19 protein-coding genes are annotated in these 20,832 nt (G+C 65.5%); 5 read left to right on the forward strand and 14 right to left on the reverse strand.

The features are described 5' to 3' along the window. Positions 1-1,911: a 1-deoxy-D-xylulose-5-phosphate synthase gene (gene dxs / locus jaqu_RS05925; RefSeq protein ID WP_043918037.1), complete on the forward strand. Its 1,911-nt coding sequence runs from the start codon at positions 1-3 to the stop codon at positions 1,909-1,911. Positions 1,912-1,983: 72 nt separating this feature from the next. Here the strand turns inward: dxs and jaqu_RS05930 are convergent, their stop codons facing one another. From jaqu_RS05930 to jaqu_RS05940, 3 genes are all read right to left on the reverse strand, one after another. Next, on the reverse strand, positions 1,984-2,265 hold the full coding sequence (locus tag jaqu_RS05930; protein WP_043918038.1) for a hypothetical protein: 282 nt from the start codon (positions 2,263-2,265) through the stop codon (positions 1,984-1,986). A 147-nt stretch (positions 2,266-2,412) separates the two neighbouring features. Next, positions 2,413-3,081: a YjbF family lipoprotein gene (locus jaqu_RS05935; protein WP_043918039.1), complete on the reverse strand. Its 669-nt coding sequence runs from the start codon at positions 3,079-3,081 to the stop codon at positions 2,413-2,415. Further along, the gene (locus tag jaqu_RS05940; RefSeq protein ID WP_089268337.1) at positions 3,078-5,288 is read right to left on the reverse strand and encodes a YjbH domain-containing protein; all 2,211 of its coding nucleotides are present in this window, start codon (positions 5,286-5,288) and stop codon (positions 3,078-3,080) included. The genes jaqu_RS05935 and jaqu_RS05940 overlap by 4 nt, the downstream gene beginning before the upstream one ends. A 36-nt stretch (positions 5,289-5,324) precedes the next feature. Between jaqu_RS05940 and jaqu_RS05945 the strand changes: the two genes are divergently transcribed. Further along, on the forward strand, positions 5,325-6,101 hold the full coding sequence (locus tag jaqu_RS05945) for an NAD-dependent epimerase/dehydratase family protein (protein ID WP_043918041.1): 777 nt from the start codon (positions 5,325-5,327) through the stop codon (positions 6,099-6,101). Further along, positions 6,098-6,712 (forward strand): sugar transferase, encoded by a 615-nt coding sequence (locus tag jaqu_RS05950; RefSeq protein WP_043918086.1) that lies wholly within the window; start codon positions 6,098-6,100, stop codon positions 6,710-6,712. The genes jaqu_RS05945 and jaqu_RS05950 overlap by 4 nt, the downstream gene beginning before the upstream one ends. 32 nt (positions 6,713-6,744) lie before the next feature. Here jaqu_RS05950 and jaqu_RS05955 read toward each other — a convergent pair whose 3' ends face one another. From jaqu_RS05955 to hslO, 8 genes are all read right to left on the reverse strand, one after another. After that, the gene (locus jaqu_RS05955; protein ID WP_043918042.1) at positions 6,745-7,521 is read right to left on the reverse strand and encodes an ion transporter; all 777 of its coding nucleotides are present in this window, start codon (positions 7,519-7,521) and stop codon (positions 6,745-6,747) included. Beyond that, complete coding sequence (locus jaqu_RS05960) at positions 7,518-8,723, reverse strand: class I SAM-dependent RNA methyltransferase (protein ID WP_043918043.1); 1,206 nt, start codon at positions 8,721-8,723, stop codon at positions 7,518-7,520. Before jaqu_RS05960 ends, jaqu_RS05955 begins: the two co-directional genes overlap by 4 nt. Positions 8,724-8,786: 63 nt before the next feature. Further along, positions 8,787-10,649: an ABC transporter ATP-binding protein gene (locus jaqu_RS05965; protein WP_043918044.1), complete on the reverse strand. Its 1,863-nt coding sequence runs from the start codon at positions 10,647-10,649 to the stop codon at positions 8,787-8,789. 176 nt (positions 10,650-10,825) lie between these two features. Further along, entirely contained in the window at positions 10,826-12,673 is a 1,848-nt protein-coding gene (locus jaqu_RS05970) for an ABC transporter ATP-binding protein (protein WP_043918045.1), read from the reverse strand. Positions 12,674-12,709: 36 nt separating this feature from the next. After that, complete coding sequence (locus jaqu_RS05975) at positions 12,710-13,297, reverse strand: LysE family translocator (RefSeq protein WP_043918046.1); 588 nt, start codon at positions 13,295-13,297, stop codon at positions 12,710-12,712. Between the two features lie 88 nt (positions 13,298-13,385). Beyond that, entirely contained in the window at positions 13,386-14,519 is a 1,134-nt protein-coding gene (locus jaqu_RS05980) for a CCA tRNA nucleotidyltransferase (protein WP_043918047.1), read from the reverse strand. Next, positions 14,503-15,093, reverse strand: a complete 591-nt coding sequence (locus tag jaqu_RS05985; protein ID WP_043918048.1) for an NUDIX hydrolase — start codon at positions 15,091-15,093, stop codon at positions 14,503-14,505. Before jaqu_RS05985 ends, jaqu_RS05980 begins: the two co-directional genes overlap by 17 nt. Next, a complete protein-coding gene (hslO, locus tag jaqu_RS05990) occupies positions 15,090-16,085 on the reverse strand; it encodes an Hsp33 family molecular chaperone HslO (RefSeq protein WP_043918049.1) in 996 nt (331 codons plus the stop codon). Before hslO ends, jaqu_RS05985 begins: the two co-directional genes overlap by 4 nt. Positions 16,086-16,181: 96 nt before the next feature. Here hslO and jaqu_RS05995 point away from each other — a divergent pair, with 96 nt between their 5' ends. After that, on the forward strand, positions 16,182-16,637 hold the full coding sequence (locus jaqu_RS05995) for an NUDIX domain-containing protein (RefSeq protein WP_043918050.1): 456 nt from the start codon (positions 16,182-16,184) through the stop codon (positions 16,635-16,637). A 315-nt stretch (positions 16,638-16,952) separates the two neighbouring features. Here jaqu_RS05995 and jaqu_RS06000 read toward each other — a convergent pair whose 3' ends face one another. Further along, positions 16,953-18,239 (reverse strand): PP2C family protein-serine/threonine phosphatase, encoded by a 1,287-nt coding sequence (locus jaqu_RS06000; RefSeq protein ID WP_043918051.1) that lies wholly within the window; start codon positions 18,237-18,239, stop codon positions 16,953-16,955. 110 nt (positions 18,240-18,349) lie between these two features. On the opposite strand from jaqu_RS06000, the gene jaqu_RS20510 reads away from it, so the two are divergent. After that, entirely contained in the window at positions 18,350-18,682 is a 333-nt protein-coding gene (locus tag jaqu_RS20510) for an Hpt domain-containing protein (protein ID WP_141134308.1), read from the forward strand. 44 nt (positions 18,683-18,726) lie between these two features. On the opposite strand, the gene ilvA is transcribed toward jaqu_RS20510, so the two are convergent. Both ilvA and jaqu_RS06015 read right to left on the reverse strand, forming a co-directional pair. Next, positions 18,727-19,962 (reverse strand): threonine ammonia-lyase IlvA, encoded by a 1,236-nt coding sequence (gene ilvA / locus jaqu_RS06010; RefSeq protein ID WP_269078981.1) that lies wholly within the window; start codon positions 19,960-19,962, stop codon positions 18,727-18,729. Further along, positions 19,955-20,782 carry a hypothetical protein gene (locus jaqu_RS06015; protein WP_161793831.1) on the reverse strand — a complete coding sequence of 276 codons (828 nt, stop codon included), beginning with the start codon at positions 20,780-20,782 and terminating at the stop codon, positions 19,955-19,957. The genes ilvA and jaqu_RS06015 overlap by 8 nt, the downstream gene beginning before the upstream one ends. Positions 20,783-20,832 lie beyond the last annotated feature (50 nt).

Below are 20,832 nucleotides of genomic sequence, written 5' to 3' on the forward strand. Positions count from 1 at the left end.
ATGACCGAACGACCGCATACACCTCTTCTGGACCGGGTCGCCGGCCCGGCCGATCTCAAGGGCATGAGCGATCGCGACCTGACCCAGCTCGCACACGAGCTTCGCGCCGAGACAATCCACGCCGTCTCCGGCACCGGCGGGCATCTGGGATCGGGGCTGGGCGTCGTGGAACTGACCGTCGCGCTCCACGCGGTCTTCGACACGCCGCGCGACCGGCTGATCTGGGATGTCAGCCACCAATGCTATCCGCACAAGATCCTGACCGGGCGCCGCGACCGGATGCACACGCTGCGGCAGAAAGACGGCCTGTCCGGCTTCACCAAGCGGGCCGAGTCGCCCTACGACCCATTTGGCGCCGCGCATTCCTCGACCTCGATCAGCGCGGCGTTGGGATTTGCCATGGGCCGGGAGCTTGGCGCACCGGAGGTGGGCGACGCCATCGCCGTTATCGGCGACGGTGCCCTGTCGGGAGGCATGGCCTACGAGGCGCTCAACCACGCCGGTCACCTGAAAAAGCGGCTGATCGTGATCCTGAACGACAACGAGATGTCGATCGCGCCGCCGGTCGGCGCGATGTCGTCCTATCTGTCGCGTCTCTACGCGGGAGCGCCGTTCCAGGATTTCACAACCGCTGCCAAAACCGCAGTCGGTTTCCTTCCGCCTCCGCTGCAGGAAGGTGCGCGCCGCGCAAAGGAAATGATCAAGGGCATGACCGTCGGCGGCACGCTCTTCGAGGAATTGGGCTTCAGCTATGTCGGTCCGATCGACGGGCACGACATGGAGAGCCTGCTGCAGGTCCTTCGCACGGTGAAGGTTCGCGCGACCGGGCCGATCCTGATCCACGCGGTCACGCAAAAGGGCAAGGGCTATGCGGAGCATCGCGCCGACAGGGGACATGCGACCGCCAAGTTCGATGTCGCGACCGGAGAGCAGAAGAAGGCGCCGTCCAATGCACCCAGCTACACAAAGGTGTTCGCCCAATCCCTGATCCAGGAGGCAGCGGAGGACGACCGAATCGTCGCCGTGACGGCCGCGATGCCAGACGGCACGGGGTTAAACCTCTTCGCCGAACGGTTTCCGGCCCGTTGCTTCGACGTCGGCATCGCCGAGCAGCATGGTGTCACCTTCTGCGCGGGTATGGCGGCCGCAGGGCTGAAGCCGTTCGCGGCGATCTACTCGACCTTTCTTCAGCGCGGCTACGATCAGGTGGTGCACGACGTCGCTCTTCAGAACCTGCCGGTGCGCTTTGCCATCGACCGGGCGGGACTGGTCGGCGCCGACGGGGCCACCCATGCGGGCAGTTTCGATATCGCCTATCTCTCCAACCTGCCCAATTTCACAATCATGGCTGCCGCCGACGAGGCAGAGTTGCGCCATATGGTGGCGACGGCTGCCGCCCACGACAGCGGTCCCATCGCCTTTCGCTTTCCACGCGGCGAAGGCGTCGGGTGCGAGATGCCCGAACGGGGCGAGCCGCTCGAAATCGGCCGTGGCCGGATCGTACAGGAAGGCGAGCGCGTCGCGATCCTCTCCTTCGGGGCACGGCTGCGCGAGGTCGAGGCGGCATGCGAGAAGCTGGCGGCACGGGGGATCAAGCCGACCGTCGCTGATGCGCGGTTCGCCAAGCCGCTGGACCGAGAGTTGATCCTGTCGCTGGCGCAGGGCCACGAGGCGCTGATCACGATAGAAGAGGGCGCCGTGGGCGGCTTCGGCAGCCATGTCGCGCAGCTTTTGGCCAGCGAAGGCGTATTCGACAGCGGTCTGCGGTTCCGATCGATGGTCCTGCCGGATCGCTTCATCGATCAGGCGGGCCCGTCGCAGATGTACGAAAGCGCAGGGCTTCAGGCGGAAGACATAGAAGGGATGGTCCTGCGCGTTCTGGACGTCGAGGTCCTGGAACGTCGGGCCTAGCGCCGCATCTCGGCACGAAGAAAAAGGGCGGCTCGATAAGCCGCCCTTTCCAAATTCGGATCCGCGAGAAGATTACTCGAGGATTTCCTCGATCTCTTCTTCGCCGGTCGTGTCCGAAGAGTCGCCACCCGACAGAGCGGCAGCTGCCAGGATCACGGCGCCGGCGCCGATCGCCAGCGGCAGGAGGCCGGGGCCACCAACGCCCTCGTCCACGATGACGACTTCGTCGCCGACGACGGCTTCGACGTTGCCGGTGGACTTCGTGCTGTTGAGCAGCAGGGGCGATTCGGCCAGAGCGGTCACAGGCGCGAAAGCGACCATGGTGGCGGCCGACAGCGCAAAGAGCTTGGTCATGGTTGTCTCCAATTCGACGTGCACGCCCAGAACGATAGGGCGATTGATCACGCCTTACAACCAAAGGCCCCGGGAAATCGAATACTTATTGAGACGATCGGCGCCAATTCGCTGCCTTCTGTGGCGCCCTTGCAGCGTTGACGCCGATCAGTTGCGCAGAAGGCTCAGGTCGAAGCGGCCGAGCTCGTCGCTGACTTCGACTTGCTGGCGACGGACGGCCCCGGTCGTGTCCACCCAATAGCGGTTGGTCAACGCCTGCCCTTCGCCAACGCACCGCTCCTCATAGAGCGATGTGCGCCAGGACTGTCCGTAGAACTCGATGGTTTCGCTTCCGACAGGGACAACGTCGCAGAGATAGTCGCGCACCTCGATCGTGCTGTCGCCTCTCAGACGACGCTCCACTCGGAGGACGTCTTCGCCGCCTCCACGGCCAAGCGCACCGATTAGGCCGTCCACATCCGCGGTGAGCAGATCGAACCCGAGCCCGCGCGTGCCCACCAGGATACCGGAGCGCAGCAGGACGCCGATGCCAGACCCGTCGCGCCATTGCACCACGTTGCCCACGCCTGTCGCAACCGGCGTGAAGCCTGCCGCCTGATCGCGGTTCACATCGACGACCAGAAGGACGGGTTTGCCCACCTGCTCCAGAAACGCCGGAGACAGCAGGGGCCGGACATCGCTTTCCGGTTCGGGAGAGCCCAAGCCGATCAAGGTTCCAAGCGAGCTCGTCGTGAGATCGATCAGGCCGCCCGGCTCACGTTCGGAGCCGCAGCCGGCAAGGACGGCGAAGGACAGGATTGCCAGCAGACGCTTCATCGCCAGAACCGTCCCCAGTCTTCCGTCAGCTCCGGCCCGGACTGGTCAGAAACCAGACCGTACAGCCGGTTCTGCAACCTCAGGCGCGCGCCACCGTCCCTCAGGATCGGCTGAATGACCGTATTGCGCTCCCCCCGGCTCGGCTGTCCGGTGAGGAAACTCGTCGGGATCGTGATCTTGATGCCCTTGTCGAACGACCCTTCACCGAATTCCTCGGACGACACGTTGGTCTTGGTCGCGTAGGCTCCAAGTTCCCAGCCGTTGGCGAAGCGGCGCGACAACTCGTAGGTCGCACCCTGGTCCCCGGCGAGGTACTGTCCCACATGCAAGGTCGAGTGATAGCCGCCGCCGTGATTGTAGTAGGCGGACACGTAACCCGTCGTCGCATCGAGATCCTGGAATCCGAAACGCATGTCGAAATCGCGCTGCCGCACGTGGTTGACTTCGACACCCAAGGCGAGCGGTCCAGTCGCCGGTTTCCACAGGAGTTCGGCTGATACGCCGCCGAATTGACGCTCCAGCAGGCCGGCGCTCAGGCGGCCATAGAGGTTCCGGCCGGGGCGGAAGAAATACTCGGCCGTCAGGTAGGGAATGAACGGTTCGTCGGTCTTCGCGAAAAGGTTCGACTCTGACCGGACCCGGGGCAGGACCGAGTTCGACTCGCGGGTGGACTCGTCGCGGTTTCCGATCAGACGCTGGCGGATCGCCCCCGAGAAGACGAGACCGGGCGTCGGCTCGAAGCGGGCGGACAATTGGGCCCCGAGATCGATGCGAAGCGGATTGTCCGGATCGAACGTGCTGATCGAGACATAGGGGCCCAGCCCCCAGTCGAAGCGCGGATAGGCGCCGGGCGCGAGGACGAGACCTTCGCGCGAAAGGGTTTGCGCATCGACGATGCCCGCGACCGCGAGGATCTCATCGGCGCCGTCCGGGCGGTTCTCGATCGCCTCGACATCCGAACGGCGCAGAACCACGGCGGCACCCGGTTGGCTTCGCGAGTTCAGCGGCACCAGAACCAACGTCTCGACGGATGCGGGAAGGGACCGGGTCGCGGCGCGCGCGGCGCGGCCGATGGCCTGCGCCTGGCTTTCGTAGGTCGGGTTGAAGAACCGGATCTGCGCTTCATCGGCCGAGACGCGATAGGAGTGAAGCTCCAGTCCGGCCGCCTCGAGCGCGCGGGTCAGCGAGTCCTCGATCACCGGACCAGAGCGCGGGTTCGTGAGCCATTCCGTCAGCCAAAGCTCGGGCGCAACGTTTCTCGAAGGGCGGACGAGCACCGGTTCCGGCACGACGTCTGTCCCGCCGCCTGCAGGCGCCTGCTTGGGGTTCAGCGCGTAGACCAGGCCGATCCCGATATCACTGCCGAACCGATAAGCGGCCTGAAGCCTGAGGCGCGGCGAGTATTCATAATCCAGCCCCAGATTGACGCTGGTCTTGCGGTCGACGATCCCGGCTTCGACTTCCTGTTCATAGGCATCGGAGGAATACTCCGCCTTGAACGTCAGCTTGTCGGTCGCGCGCCAGGCGACACCCCCGAACAGGGCCGCATCGCCCCGGAACCATTGATCCGCTTCGAAGTCGCCGCCCGTCCCGCCCTCGAACTCGGGTCGGTCGCCCAATCCGAACGGATTGGAAAATCCGTTCTCGGTTCCCAGTCGGCCCCAGCCGATGCCTCCGCTGACCGTGAAGTCGCCCAGCGTCTTCGTCGCGACGATGTATTCACTGCTGTAGATCCCGGTTCCGCCGAAATCCTGCAGGCCGACCGTGACGGCGGGGCGTCGCGCGGTCTCTTTCAGAAGCTGCAGGCGGAGGTCGAAACTGCGGTCGTAGGTCCGCTCCCGCTCCCCGTTCACGATCAGCAGGTCGTCGATCGTCGCATAGCGGAAGACACCCTGGACCCGAGGCGCGATCTGAAAGGTCAGGGCGGTGCGGGTCGTGCCGTTGTCGAATGCATGAACCGAGGTCGTCAGCGTTCCGTCGGGCTGCATCTCTGCCGAGGGCGTGTCGATCAGGCCGGGGACGCCAAGAAAGTTCGTCGTGACCGGACGCTGGTTCTGCTGCGGAACGGCCGAATGGCCGGATAGCATGACGGCCAGGGCAGCCGCCGTGCCCGGAAGATACCGCTTTGCCCCCATCTTCGCCCTTGGCCCCCGCTTGTCTGGCCCGCCGTGACGCCCGTCAGACCATTGCCGCCGTCGCTTGTCCATTGCTCTTGGCCGCAGATCGGCTCAACTGTCCCGTCCATGCAACGTGTCGCTCCCCCGCCTCGCACGATCGTCACCGGCGCTTCGGGCCGTGTGGCACGGCTCTTGCGCGCGGTTTGGGGAGAGACGGTCGAATGGCGATCCCGCGCCGGCGGAGATCCGCTGGCAGACCTGCCGGAAGGCGGCAGCCTGCTGTGCCTGGCCGGCATCGTGCCCGGCGCTGGCGACCTGGCAGAGAACGCTCGCATCGCGCGCAAGACGTTGGATGCGGCGGGGCGGGTCGGCCTGCGCCGCGTCCTGCTGATGTCGAGCGCGGCCGTCTATCCCGTCGGCGAGCGGCTGACCGAGGCGCAGGCGGCCCCGTTCTCCGACTACGGGCGGGCCAAGCTGGCCATGGAGACCGAGGCACAAGGGGCAGACGTCGAGACCTGCTGCCTCCGGTTGGGAAACCTGGCCGGAGCCGATGCCCTGCTTGGGCGCCTGACAAGGGCCGACCCGGTTCTCGACGTGTTTGCCGACGGGCGGGTCCCGCGGCGCAGCTACATCGGACCCGTGTCGCTGGCGAACGCCCTGGCGCGCCTGCTGACGCTGCCCCAGCCGTTGCCGCCGGTTCTGAATCTCGCGGCGCCGGGTGTCGTCGGGATGGACGAGCTTTTGTCCGCCGCCGGGCGCGCCTGGATCTCGCGGCCGGCCCCGGAGACGGCCATCCCCGTGATCGGCCTCGACACGGCCGCGCTGCGCGCGCTGGTCCCGATCGGCGACGATGACGGGGACCCGGCGGAAATCGTCCGGCAATGGCGGCAGGTGCGTCCGTGAGCGCGGGGAAGCGTCTGCTCGATCTCGTGCTGGCATGCTTTCTTGCGGTGATCCTCGCTCCGGTCATCGCGGTCATCGCCGTCTGGCTCGCGATCCGTCAGGGGCGACCCGTCCTCTATGGGTCAGAGCGGATGCGCAGCCCGGAGCAGCCCTTCACGCTGTGGAAATTCCGCACGATGGCCCCCGATCCCGCCGATGCAGGCGTGACCGGCGGCGACAAGGTCGACCGCATCACGCCGCAGGGCGCATGGTTACGCGCCCGAAGGCTGGACGAGTTGCCCCAACTCTGGAACGTGCTGCGCGGCGATATCAGTTTCGTGGGTCCCCGCCCGCCCTTGCGCCGCTATGTGGACCTTCGCCCGGACCTCTACGCGCGCGTTCTGCGCTCGCGTCCCGGCATTACCGGGCTGGCGACCCTCACCTACGAGGCGCACGAGGAGGCCCTGCTTAGCCGGTGCCGGACGGGGGCAGAGACCGAAGCGGTCTACCTCCGCTCCTGTGTGCCAAGAAAGGCGGCGCTGGACCTGATCTATCAGGAACGGCGGACGCTGTGCCTGGACCTGTGGCTTATCGGCCGAACGGCGGCGAAGGTCATACCGAAACGGAAGTAGCTGTTGTCCGCCCGCGAATGGCTCGCCCGCGCCTATCGGCCCTCGCCCAGTCGCTTCTCGATCGCTTCGAGCCGGGCCAGCACCTCGTCGCGATAGGCATCCGTGGCGGCGTTGGATTCCTCGGCATGCGCGTCCTGCATCGAGTTGACGATCAGGCCGACCAGAAGGTTCACCACCGCGAAGGTCGTCACCAGGATGAAGGGCAGAAAGAAGGCCCAGGCCCAGGGGTGGACCTCCATCACCGGTCGGACGATCCCCATGGACCACGATTCCAGGGTCATGATCTGGAACAGCGTATAACCGGACCGGCCCAGATCCCCGAACCAGTCCGGATGGGTCGCTCCGAAGAGCTTCGTCGCCATGACCGCGCCGACATAGAAGACCAGCCCCATCAGCAGGAACACGCTGGCCATGCCGGGCAAGGCGGTGACCAAACCCTCGACCACCCGGCGGAGACGGGGAAAGACCGAAACCACGCGCAGCACGCGAAGGACGCGAAGCGCGCGCAGGACGCTGAAACCTTGCGTGGTCGGGACCAGCGCGATGCCCACGATCACGAAATCGAACAGGTTCCAGCCGTCGCGCCAGAACCGCCGCCCATAGCCAACCATCTTCAGAACGAGCTCGATGACGAAGATCGTCAGGCAGATCCTGTCGAGCGTCAGGATCAGTTGCCCTGCCGTGGCCATGGCGACCGGAACAGTCTCCAGCCCAAGCGTCACCGCGTTGAACAGGATCACGCCGGTTATGAACCACCGCACCTGTGGCGTCTCGAGCCACGTGGACAGGCGAGATCGGAAGTCGGTCATGGGGTCTCTCGGCGGAAGATGGCGGCAAGTTCCAGATGGGCCGACCAGCGGAACTGGTCAACAAGTGTGACAGGCCCCGGCCGCCATCCGCCCGCGACGAGGTTGGCGGCGTCGCGGGCGAAACTGTCTGGATCGCAGGACACATAGGCGATGGCGGCGATATCCACCTCGGCGAGATGCGCGATCTGAGCCGCCGCCCCTGCCCGGGGCGGATCGAGGATCACCATGTCATAATCCGACAATTCCTCAACGGTCAGGGGTTCGCGAAAGAGGTCGCGGCGCGTCGTGGTGATTGCCTTGCAACCCGGGGCGTGCCGGATGCCGCCGTTCAGCGCTTCCACAAGATCCGCAGCGCCCTCGAACGCATCGGTCGGCGCGACTTGTGCCGCCGGGAAGGTGAACGTGCCCATGCCCGCGAAGAGATCGGCAATCCGGCGCGCGCCGCCGAATGCCGGCGCGATCGCAGCGACGAGCGTCGCCTCGCCTTCGGCCGTGGCCTGAAGGAAGGCGCCAGGCGGCGGAACGACGCGTGCAGGCCCAAGCTGCACCTCCGGCGCGACCGTCTGGGCAATGGGCTCACCATCCTGGGTCACGCGCGCGAAAGGCAGATCGGCGACCATTCCGGCGTCGAGCGGTCGCCCCCCCGTGATCGACAGATCGAGCCCGGTGGCGGTTTCGGTCAGGTGAAGCCCGATTTCGGCGCCACGCGGGGCGGTCCGTCGGGTCAGGACCTCCAGCGCCGGGAGGGCGCCCATCAGCCTCCGGGACAGCAGGCGGCAATCGGGGATCGCCACAAGGTCGTGACTTCCGGCCGCGTGAAAGCCGACTTGCGCGCCCTTCTTCGTCTTTCGGCCTTTCAGGGCCGCACGACGGCGGCTGTTCGGGGGCGACGTGTGGACAGGGCCGATCTGCGCCTTGACGCCCGCACGGCTCAGGGCATCGGCGACGCGGCTGCGTTTCCATTCGGCGACGAATCCATCCGAGGCATGCTGCAGCACGCATCCGCCACAACGCCGGAAATGCGGACAGGGCGGCGCGACGCGGTCAGGGCTGGGCGTGACGATCCGGGGCTCCGGGACACGGTCGCCCACGATGTCGCCCGTCACCTCTTCGCCGGGCAGCGTCCGCGGCACGTAGATCGGACCCGGGGCGATCCCGTCCCCGCGATGGCCAAGGCGGTCGATGAGATGGCTCTGCGTCATGGAACGGGATCAATCCCATTCCATCCCGGTTGCAAATCACTCCGCAGCGATTTGCACGGACCGCTACTCGGCAGCCACATCCTCGATCCCGATGAAGCCGCCGGACTGACGGTCCCAGTACCGGGCATAGGTGCCCCTCAGCGCGATGAGTTCGGCATGGGTTCCCTGCTCGACGATCCGGCCCTCTTCCAGTACGATAATCCGGTCCATCCGGGCGATGGTGGACAGGCGGTGCGCGATGGCGAGGACGGTCTTCCCCTCCATTACCCGTTCCAGCGCGGTCTGGATCGCGGCCTCCACCTCGCTGTCGAGCGCACTGGTCGCCTCGTCCAGCACCAGGATGGGGGCGTCCTTCAGGATCGCGCGAGCCAGGGCGATGCGCTGCCGCTGACCGCCCGACAACTTCACCCCCCGCTCCCCGAGAGTGGCCTCGTAGCCGGTGCGCCCCTTGTGGTCGTGCAGCCCGGTGATGAAATCGTGCGCCTCCGCTGCGCGGGCGGCAATCATCACCTCCTCCTCCGTGGCGCCGGGCTTGCCGTAGCGGATGTTGTCCATCGCGGAGCGGTTGAACATCGCCGTCTCTTGCGTGACCATCCCGATCTGGCGGCGCAGGCTGTCCTGCGTGACGTCGCGCACGTCCTGTCCATCCACCGCCACACGTCCGGCCTCGACATCGTAGAGCCGCATCAGAAGGGCCACCAGCGTCGACTTGCCCGCGCCGGAGGCGCCGACGATGCCCAGCTTTTCCCCGGGCGCGATCCGCAGATCCAGATCGAAGACGCCGCCGGCCTGGGCGGCATCGGGGTCGCGACCATAGGTAAAGGTCACATCCTCGAATGCGATCCGGCCGTCCGTCACATCCAGATCCACCGCATCCGGCTTGTCGGTCAGGTCATGCAGATGGGCGAGGGTCCGCATCCCGTCCTCCACCTCTCCGACATTCGCGTAGAGCGCCATCAGCGTGAAGCTCACCCACCCCGTCATCTGGCTCAGGCGGAATGCGATGGCACCGGCCGTCGCGATGTCGCCGGCGCTCGCCTGACCCGATTGCCACAACAGGACCGTGCCGCCGATCATCAGGATCGGCAGCAAGCCGGCCGTGAACATCAGGCTGAAGCGGAACCCGGTTGACATCCGCCCGAAGGCGAGGCTGTCGTCGCGAAGCCTGCCCATCGCATCCAGCGCGGCGCGATCTTCATGATCGGCATGGCCGAACAGCTTGACCGTCTTGATGTTCGTGATCGTGTCGACGACCTGCCCCGTCACCATCGCCCGGCTGGCGGCGCGCGCCTTCGACCGGGCCCGGATGCGCGGCATGAACCACCGGAAAAGCGCCAGATACCCGATCAGCCACAGCGTCAGCGCCAGCGCGACGCGCCAATCGATCGCAAGCATCAGAAGCGCCGATCCGATCAGCGAGGCGAGCGCAAAGGCCACGACGTTGATGAACTCGTTCGTCACCTCGGTCACGGCACGGGCCGTCTGCATCTGCTTGGAGGCGATGCGCCCCGCGAAGTCGTTGTCGAAGAAGCTGACCGACTGGCCCAGCGACCAGCGATGAAGCCGTGATTGGACCAAGGGGTAGACGTTGGGCACGACCGCAAGCCCGTTGAACGCCGCCGAGGTGCCGAAAACGAGCGGCCGGGCAATCAGGTAGAAGCCGAGAAACGCCGTCAGCAAGAGCGCGTTGCGCGCGAAATACCCGTCAGGCGCCGTCGCGCTGTCGATCACGGCGCCCAGGAAGAAGGCCGTCACGATCTCTGTCGTTCCGGCCAGTGCCGAAACCGCGAAAGCGACGATCAGGGGCGGCCAGGCCCCGGAAAGGCACCAGCGGAAGAAAGACAACAGGTCGCGCGGCGGCGGCCCGTCCGCGTGGCGAAAGGCGGGAACGAGGCCTGCAAAGCGGTCGGCGAGGGAACGAAGCATGAGCCTCCTTTCGTAATTGCGCAAATGAGCAACCTAGCTCCGGCAGATGCGATTGGCAGGCCGGGGGCGGTGCAGCACGACGGAGCGGAAACGGCTTCCGTCTAGGCGATCCGGGGCCGGATTGGTATTCTTGAAGGCCAGCGGATTAGGGTTATCTCATAGTCAACGCAGCAAAATTACTCCGCAGCCTCTCCCGCCACATCGATGAAGCCACCTGATTGCCGCGCCCAGAAGCGCGCGTAGAGGCCTCCTTCCGCCAGAAGGTCGTCGTGGCTGCCCTGCTCTACGATGCGGCCCTCGTCGATGACGACGATCCGGTCCATTGCGGCAATGGTCGACAGCCGGTGCGCAATCGCGATGACGCTCTTGCCTTCCATCATCCCGTAGAGCGTGTCCTGGATCGCAGCCTCGACCTCGCTGTCGAGCGCGCTCGTGGCTTCGTCCAGAACGAGGATGGGCGCGTCCTTCAGGATGACACGCGCGAGCGCGATGCGCTGGCGCTGGCCGCCCGACAGCTTGACGCCGCGCTCGCCGACATGGGCGTCGTAGCCCGTTCGGCCTTCGCTGTCTTCGAGCGCAAGGATGAAATCGTGAGCATGGGCCCTTCGCGCCGCGGCCTCGACATCCGCGTCGGTCGCACTCGCAAGACCGTAGCCGATATTGTCCCGGATCGAGCGGTGCATCAGGCTCGAATCCTGCTGGACCATGCCGATGGCACGGCGCAGCGAGGCTTGCGTCACGCTGCTGACGGACTGGCCGTCGATGGCGATGCGTCCGTGCTCTGCGTCGTAGAACCGCAGGAGCAGCTTGACCAAGGTCGACTTTCCGGCGCCCGACCGTCCGACGATGCCGACCTTCTCGCCCGGCGCGATAGCAAGCGACAGACCCGTCACGCCGCCCTGCGTGCCGCCGTAGTGATGACTCACGTCTTCGAATACGATCGAGCCGTCCGTCACCGTCAAATCGCTCGCGTCGGTGGCATCGGTCAGCGCGATGGGTTGCGCGATCGTCTCCATCCCCTCGGCGATGATCCCGAGGTTCCGAAAGAAGGACGACAGCGCCCACATGATCCAGCCCGTCATGGCGTTGAGCCGCAGGACCAGCGCCGCGGCCGCCGCCACGATCCCGACGCTGGCCGTCCCCTGCGACCAGAGCAGGATCCCCCATCCGACGACGCCCACGATCAGCAGCCCGTTCAGCGTGACGAGCGCAACATCCATAATCGTGAAGATCCGCATTTCGGCGGCGAAGGTCCGGCGGGTATGCTCGATGGCATCCTTGGCGTAATCCAGCTCCTGCCCTTCATGGGCGAAGAGCTTGACGGACTGGATGTTCGTATAGGCATCCACCACGCGTCCGGTCGTCATCGACCGGGCATCGGAGGCGGCCTTGGAGGCCGGGCCGACATTCCGGATCGTCCACCAGACCAGACCGGCATAGAGCGCGAACCAGATCGCCAAGGGGATCAACAGGCGCGGATCGCCTCCCCAGAGAAGGATCGCCGCCCCCAGGAGATAGGCCAGCGCAAAGGTGATCGCATCGAAGACCTGAAACATCGCCTCGCCCGCGGCGGGCGGCGTCTGCATGATGCGGTTGGCGATGCGCCCGGCGAAATCGTTCTCGAACCAGCCCACCGATTGGCGCAACACATGCTTGTGCGCCCGCCAGCGGAAGACGGTGCCGTAGTTCGGCAGAAGCGCGTTGTTCAGCAAAAGCACGTCCAGGGCCTGGATCGCCGGACGAAGGATCAGCACGAAAGCCGCCATCAGAAGCAGTTCGGTCCCGTAGCGCGACAGGACCTCTGATGGGCTACCTTGGGACATCAGGTCCACGACCCGCCCCATATAGGCGATGAGGCCGACCTCGACGGCCGCAACGACGACGGAAATCAGGGCAGTCAGCGTGAAGAGTTTTGTGAAGGGCCGTGAATATTCCTGCAGAAATGGCCAGAGCGCGCGGGGCGGTGCATCCGCTTCGGGGACGGGTGCGTAGGGGTCGATCAGGTTCTCGAAGTAGCGGAACATTGGCGGCTGCCTCCGGGCCAGCCGCCTCATATAGGGTCAACCAGGCACAAAGACCATGACAGCGGACGCGGAAAGCGCGATTGCCATCACTGTCGTGAACATCCGCCACGCGATCGGGGTCGTCAGCAGGTATGCCAGCAGCGACCCGGCAATGGCCCAGAAGACGCAGACGAAGAGATTGATCCCGGAGAACGCGGAAGCGATCCGCGCCGCCTCGAGAAGCGGCGGGAGACCCAGCGAATGACCAGCAACCGCGGCGAGGGCGATCGCCCAGGCTTTTGGATTGACCCATTGGAAGAGAACCGCCTCGACGAAGGTGAAGGGGCGCCCGTGCCCTCCTTCCTGACCCGGCGCCGAGACCAACAGCTTCCAGGCCATCCACAGGATCCAGGCGGCGGCCCCGACTTGGAGCGTGAATTTGAGCGCCGGAATTGTGACGAGCAGGGCGCCAAGCCCGAACGTCGCCACAGCCGACGTGACCCCGACGCCGACCACTACGCCGCAAATGTGCGGCACGGTCGCATGGAACCCGAACCGGGCCCCGGACGCCGTGATCAGGATGACATTCGGGCCGGGCGAGAACAGCCCGGCAAACACGAAGAGATAGAGAGGGTCGAGCGTCACGCGAGCCGAAGGGTTGAGGACAAGGAAAATGGCGGATCGGCGGTTTCCCGGTGCACCTGTTGCAGGGCGAAGGGAAGGCTAGTCGCCATCAACCCAGCGCCCGCGCCCTGAGATCGTCCCGTTCAATCTCGCCCGAAGCCGCGAGCCAGACGGCCTTTGCCTCTGCAAGGGCGCGGCCAAGATCGGGCCCTTGGAGCGCCGGCATCAGATCGGCTGCGACAAGTGGAAACGGCGTATCGGCGCCGCGCTCCGCTGCGGCGAAATCCCCCGGCCCGGGCGCGTGCCCGATGCTCGCCGCGCGGATCAGCAGCGCATCGCGCGCCCGCTCTGCCCCCAGGATGTGGCCCAGTGCAAAGGGCGGCCCTTCCGTTTCCCGCAAGGACTCAATCGCTTTCTCCTCGGCCCGTGAGAGGCGGAGCCCGGATGTGTCCCCTCCGATCGCCGCGAGGCGACGAAGCCAATCCGGCGAGATCTCTCCTTCAAGGTGGACCAACGGGGCCAATGCAGTCGGATCGGCCCCCGGAAGGACCCGCGTCAGGATCCCCGTCTGGGCCATCGCGCCGATGCACGGTGCAGGATCCGGCGCCGCAAGAAGCTTGCGGATTTCGTGGCCCACCCTCTCTCGGCTCAGACGATCGAGACCGGCCGCCTCTCGCGCGCAGGCGGACAGGCCCTCGGCGTCAAGCCCGTCGCGTCCGTACCAGGCCGTGAAGCGAAAGAACCGGAGGATCCGCAGATAATCCTCTTTGATCCGCGCATGCGGGTCCCCGATGAAACGGACGCGCCCGGCGCGCAGATCGGGCATCCCCCCGAGCGGGTCGACGATCGTGCCATCGGCCCGCGCATAGAGTGCATTCATGGTGAAGTCGCGCCGGCGGGCATCGTCGGTCGCATTGTCCGAGAAGGCCACGGTCGCGTGCCGCCCATCGGTATCCACATCCCGGCGGAACGTCGTGATCTCGTGGGGCAGACCACCGCTCATGACGGTGACCGTGCCGTGATCCAGACCGGTCGGAATGACCCTCAGTCCATTCTGTTCGGCGAGGTCGATGACCCGTTCCGGACGCGCATCGGTTGCGATGTCGATATCGGCGACAGGCGCGCCGAGCAGGGAATTGCGGACGCAGCCACCGACTGCGAGCGCGTCGTGCCCGGCATCTTCCAGCAATTTCAGGACAGCCTGCGTCGGCGCGGCACTCAGCCAGTCAGCTTCGATCCTCATGCACCCTCTCGGCCAATCCGCGCAGGATGCGTGCCGTCGCACCCCAGACGTAGTAGGGACCATAGGGCACGGCGTAGTAGCGGCGCCACTCCCCGCGCCACCGCCTCGCTTCGATCGTGTAGTTAGCGGGCTCAAGCAGATGGCTCGCCGGGATCGAGAAGACTTCGGCGACCTCCCCCGCCTCCGGCACAGGATCGAATTGCGGCACTTCGGCAAGGATCGGCGTCACCGTGAAGCCGGTGACCGTCTCGTGGCTCGGCAGATGGCAGAGGACCGATGCCTCGCTGAGCCCGACTTCTTCCGATGCCTCGCGGAGCGCGGCCGACTCAGCGGTCTCGCCCTCCTCGGTCTTGCCGCCCGGAAAGGCGATCTGTCCGGGGTGATGCTTCAATCGGCTGGAACGCTTGGTCAACAGAATGCGCGGGCCTTCTTCCGCATCCATGAGACCGACCAGAACGGCCGCATCGCGTAGCACCCTTCGTCCCGGCAGGACGACCTCCGGATTGAGATCGAAATCCGAAGACGCGCCGTCCGAATGTCGGGCGGCGCGCGTAATTCCGGCGATTGAAATCACGGCGCCTTCGTTGCCTCGAACCCGAGCGTCTCGGGCTCGAACTCGTAATGCGCTCCGCAGAACTGGCAGTCTGCCGTGACGATGCCGTCCTCCGTCGTCATGTGGGCGATATCCTTTGCAGAATAGATCGACAGGGATTGCCGCACCCTCTCCGACGAACACGTACACCCGAAGCGGATCGGCTGAGGATCGAACACCCTCGGCCCCTCCTCATGGAACAGACGGACCAGCAGGTCGGTCGGGCTGACGGACGGGCCGATCAACTCGAGGTCCTCGGTCGTGTCGAGCAGCAGGTTGGCCCGGTTCCAGTTCTCCTGCCCGTCGTCATCGAGGATGTCCGACGCGGTCAGGAGCCCGCCTTCACCGGATCCGCCCTCGCCGCTCGCGTAGGGGCTGGCCTTCGGCATGTGCTGCAGCATCACGCCTCCGGCTCGCCACCCCTCCTCCACGCCAGGCTCGGTGGGCCGGCCATGGGACAACGCAAAGCGCGTCGAGATCTGCTCGGATTGCGCGAAGTAGGTTTCCGCGCAGGCCGACAGGCTCCCCCCGGCGATGGGCGTGATCCCCTGATAGGGCGCCATGTCCTTGCCTTGGTCGATGAGGATCGCAAAGTAGCCCTTTCCGATCAGGTCGAACGGCTCGTCCCGGACATGCGCCAGCAACCTATCGCGATCGAAGCTCGCATAGGCGCGGATCCGAGCCGGTTGCCCGTCCTCGGTAGGCCCGTAGTAATCGGTCGCGATAAGCCGCGCCGGACCGTCGCCGCGAACCTGGAGCGAGAGCTTCCAGCGCAGCTTGATCGTCTGACCGATCAGTGCAGTCAGCAAGGCCATCTCGGCCACCAGCGCCTCGATCTGAGGCGGGTAATCGTGCTGGCGCAGCACCTCGTCGAGCACTCCGTCCAGACGGGCCACGCGGCCGCGGATGTCGGAAGCATCGAGCTGAAACGGCAACACGGTGTCGTCCCAGATGTGGGTCATCGTATTGATCATGGCGGAGTTCCTTTCCGGCACGGGTATCCCGCGCCTGTCTGGCGAGCCATATAGGACCGCGGCAGCCCCCGATAAACCCTTCCGCCCGGAGAGCCGATGATCCCTCGCCTTGGACGCCCGCCCCCATCGGTTCCGCACCGCTTCCGGCCCGGCGCCTATGCGATTCTGGTCAAAGGAGACCGGATCCTGCTCACGGAGCAGGACATGCCCGACGGGGTGGAGCTTCAATTGCCGGGCGGTGGCCTGGAACCGGAAGAGACGACGATACCCGGTCTGGTCCGCGAAGTGATCGAGGAGACGGGATATCGCTGCCGTATCCTGCGCCGCGTCGGTGCATATCGGCGCTTCACGATGATGGAAGACTACGGAGTCCGCGCCGAGAAGCTCTGCCATATCTATCTGGGCCAAGCCGGGCTTCGGATCGGGCCGCCGCGGGAACAGGGGCACAGGGCAATCTGGGCTCATCGTGACGAAGCCATCCGCGGGCTTGCGAACCGGGCGGATGCTGAGATCCTTCACCGTGTCTTGCGGAACCGATGGACTCGCCGCTGAGGCTCTTTGCAACCAGGATCCCGGGCAATGACCAGCGTCTCGGCACACTCGCGACGACACGTCGAGCCGCGCTGCGCGTCCAGATCGGTGGCGAGATGACCCGGCATTTCACGACAATTCTTGCATCGGGACGTCGCGCCGGCTTCAGGGTCCGTCGAAGAAATCACGTGATTGCAATCACGCCGTTCCACCGGCCGGAGTGAAATCGCCACAGATAGAGATCAGCAGTTTGCTGCCCGCTGCTTTCGCGGACAGCCACTAGAAGACCGCTGAGACGTCGCAGCGATCTTTCGGAAGACCCGCCGCGCTGTCGGGTCACCTTGCCGTGCCGGTTTTAGCGGGATCGCCGAATGCGAAGCTGAGCATCGAGACGTCGTCATCGAAGTCGGCTATCTCCGCATGGGTTCGGAGGCCTTCCTCGATCGCCTTCAGCATTCCTCCCGGGTCCGGGGGAGAGGTCGCAAGCATTTCAATCAGGCCCACCTCGCCCAGCATATCGCCCCAGCTGTTCATGCATTCCGTGACGCCATCGGAATAGAGGAGCAGGGTATCGCCCGGCGCGAGCCGGGCTCGTGACCGCTCGAACGGGGCCTCGGGCAGCAGTCCGACTGGGGGGCCGCCTTCACCGATCGGATCGACGCTGCCATCTGCCCGCCGGATCAGCGGATGCGGGTGACCGGCCTGACAGAATTCGATCTCGCCCGTCTGAGTGTCCACATATGCGAGCGCCGCCGTGAAATAGATGTCGGTCGACATCTCGGAAATCATGTAATCGTTGATCCGGGCCAGCACCGCCTCGGGTGGATCCGGCCGCCCATAGCCGTGACGGAAGAGAGCACTGTCGCGCGCGGTGCCGGTCAGAAAGGCGCCGGCAAGTCGGCCCGTCAGCAATGCGGATGCAATTCCATGTCCGGATACGTCGATCGAGAGAAGGGCAAGACGTCCGTCTCCGAGGTCGAGATATCCCAGAAGGTCGCCGCCTACCGGTCCCTGCGTGATCAGCTTCAGCTGGACGCCATGAGGCCCGAACGTCTCGGCGTCTGGGGGCAGGAATGACCGCTGAAGGTTCCGAGCCTCGATCAGGTCACGGTCGGTCGCATCCTGTTGCAGCCGCAGGTCGTGCAGCATGACCGCCACTTCGTGATTGCGATGCAAGAGCACCTCTTGCATCGACAGCATTCGCTGTCCCGACCGGACGCGCGCCCGCAACTCGTCCATATCGATCGGGCGGGTGACGAAATCATCGGCGCCGGCCTCCAGGCCCCGTGCCTTGGTCCGAGCGTCCTTGGCCGCCGTCATGAGAATGAAGTAGGCGTAGCGATCCGCCTGACTGCGACGGAACGCCCGGCAAAATTCCGGCCCGTCCATACCCGGCATCTGCCAATCCGAGACGATCAATCCGATCGGCGCCGCTTCCGCCTCTCTTTCGACGATATCGAGAGCTTCGACCGGGCTTTCGGCCTGCAGAACCTCGATACCCATCTTCTCCAGCACACGCGCGACGAGCCGGCGTTGCGCCCTACTGTCGTCGACTACCAGCGCACGCAGCGAAGCGACCGCAGGCGGCGGCGGCGGCGGCGACTGGATCGGAACGTGTTTCATCCCAACCGCGATAGCGCGGATACGCTAACGGAACGTGAACCGCCGGGAGCCTGCCCGATCATCCGCTGCGCGTTAACGCGGTCTTCAACCTTGCACGCCATATCGGCGGCATGAACGCGAATATGCTGGACATCGAACGTCTGTCTGAACTTGCCGGGGAAGTCGGCGAAGAGGATCTCGATATGGTTCTGAACCTCTTCCTCGACGAGGCGGAAGAGGTGATCGAACGAATTTCCAAGCGCATGGAAGACGAAGACTTCGCCAAGGCGACCCACTTCCTTCGATCCGGCGCTTTGAACATCGGCTTCTCCGGGCTCGCATCTGCGGCCGGCGCGGCAGATGATCTTCCGCCGGACCGTCGCGGCGAAGCCGCCGCATCCCTAACGGCGGTCCTGCTCGAAACCCGTCGCGTGGTGGGCAGTACGGTCGGATTCGCAGCCTGATTCACGCGCAAACAGGACAGGCAGACCCTGATCCGCACCTGCGATCAGATGACGAGTTCGGCCAGAACCGGATCGCCTGTTATGTCTCGCCAGGTAAAACCGCTGTCATCCATTCGCGCCTGAAGCCGCTCGAATGAGGCAGGGTCGGTGGTTTCGATCCCCATGAGCACGGTCCCGAAGTTCCTGGCCGACTTCTTGAGGTATTCGAATCGCGCGATGTCGTCGTCGGGGCCCAGCAACTCAAGGAAGTCCCGGAGGGCGCCCGGCCGCTGTGGCATCCGCAGAATATAGTACTTCTTCAACCCCCCGAACCGCATCGCGCGCTCCTTGACGTCGGGGAGTCTCTCGAAGTCGAAGTTGCCGCCAGTCGTCACACAGACCACGCGTCGGCCTTCGATTTCCGGCCGCAAGTCCCGCAATGCATCGACCGAGAGCGCGCCCGCGGGTTCTAGGACGATCCCTTCGATGTTCAGAAGCTCTTGGATCGTCAGGCACAAGCGACCCTCCGGAACCCGCAGAACGTGCTGCGGAGGGGTCTGCCGCAACAGCTCGAACGGGCGGTCGCCGATCCGCGCGACCGCGGCCCCGTCGACGAAGCTGTCGATCTGGTCCAGCGTCACCGGATGCCCCGATACCAGCGCCGCGGCAAGCGAGGCCGCGCCCACAGGTTCGACCAATCGGACGTCCTGCGGCATCTGGCGGGCAGCGCGAAGATAGCCGACCACCCCGGCCGAAAGCCCCCCACCGCCGACCGGCATGACGAGCATGTCGGGAGGCCCGTCCATCTGCTCCAGCATCTCGACCGCAACGCTGGCTTGCCCCTCGATCACATCGTCATCGTCGAACGGAGACAGGAAATGCGCGCCGGTCTCCTCGCAGAATCGTCGAGCTGCGGCGAGGGTCGCGTCGAAGAAATCGCCTGTCAGCTCGATCCTGACATGCTCCCCGCCGAAGGCACGCGTCTTGTCGATCTTTTGACCTGGAGTCGTGACCGGCATGAAGATGGTTCCGTCGACACCCAGATGCCGACACATCCAGGCAACGCCCTGTGCGTGGTTTCCGGCACTGGCACACGCCACCGCCTCGCCGCTCAGCTTGCGCATGGCGTTGAACGCGCCCCTCAGCTTGTAGGAGCGGACCGGCGTCAGATCCTCGCGCTTGAGCCAGATATCAGCGCCGTAGCGGTCGGACAGGAAATCGTTGCGCAGGCACGGGGTCGCTGGAAAGACCTCGCGCATCGCATCGGTCGCCGCGAGCGCGCCTGCGACGCGGTCATTCAAGAGGTCGGCCCTCGACCACGTGACCGTACAGCACCGTCAATGTCCCGACGCCGACCATCAGGGCAATCCACTGGACGACGATCTGGTAGATCACGGTGATGGGCCCGGCGGCCTGCATCTCGCCCTCCGGCAGGTCGGGTGCCGTGTCCAGAAGCGTCGGGACCTCGAGAAGGAAGGTAAATCCGACGGTTAGCAGGGCGAGCACGATGGCCGTCCGCGAATGGCCGGACGTCTCGCGCATTGCCTCGCCGAAACTCATGCGCCGTCCGATCGCGCCCGCCGGGAGAACCACGCCGAGCCGGTAGAACAGCAACAGCGCGATGAATAACGAGGTCGCGCTGACCAGCGGCTGCGCCGCGAGACCGAACAGGGGGTAGAGCAGAACGGCGACCATCGTCCCCGCAGCAAGCATGATCAATCCGATCGCAAGTCCCAGAAGCAGTGTCCGGCCGAGATAGCCGAGGACAAGTCCGCCATTGAAGGGAGGAACCCAGCCGGCCGGCGGCTCGCCCAGCAGGGTCCGCCGATGCCAGGCCACGGCGACCCATGTGAAGAGGAACAGGCTCAGAAAGCCGACACCTAGGGCGGAATTGACGAAGCCGGGTGGTATCTCGCCGGCCTGCATCATCTCCGGGTCCAGCGCCATGAGGGAGAGGTCCGGATAGGACGAGGTCAGCCACCAGGATGCCGCGCCCGCGATGATGAAGGGAATGAGGGATACTCTCAATGCATCCGACAGCCCATCGGTGATCTGCAGCACCGCATGCTTGAAGATCGTCCAGCCCAACATCTCGCAAATCCCTTCAATCCTGTCAGGCATCTGGCGTGCCACCCGGCGAGCGTCAATGTCGTCGCATTTCGCTGCCCGCT

The organism is Jannaschia aquimarina, assembly GCF_000877395.1.
Taxonomy (GTDB): Bacteria; Pseudomonadota; Alphaproteobacteria; order Rhodobacterales; family Rhodobacteraceae; genus Jannaschia; species Jannaschia aquimarina.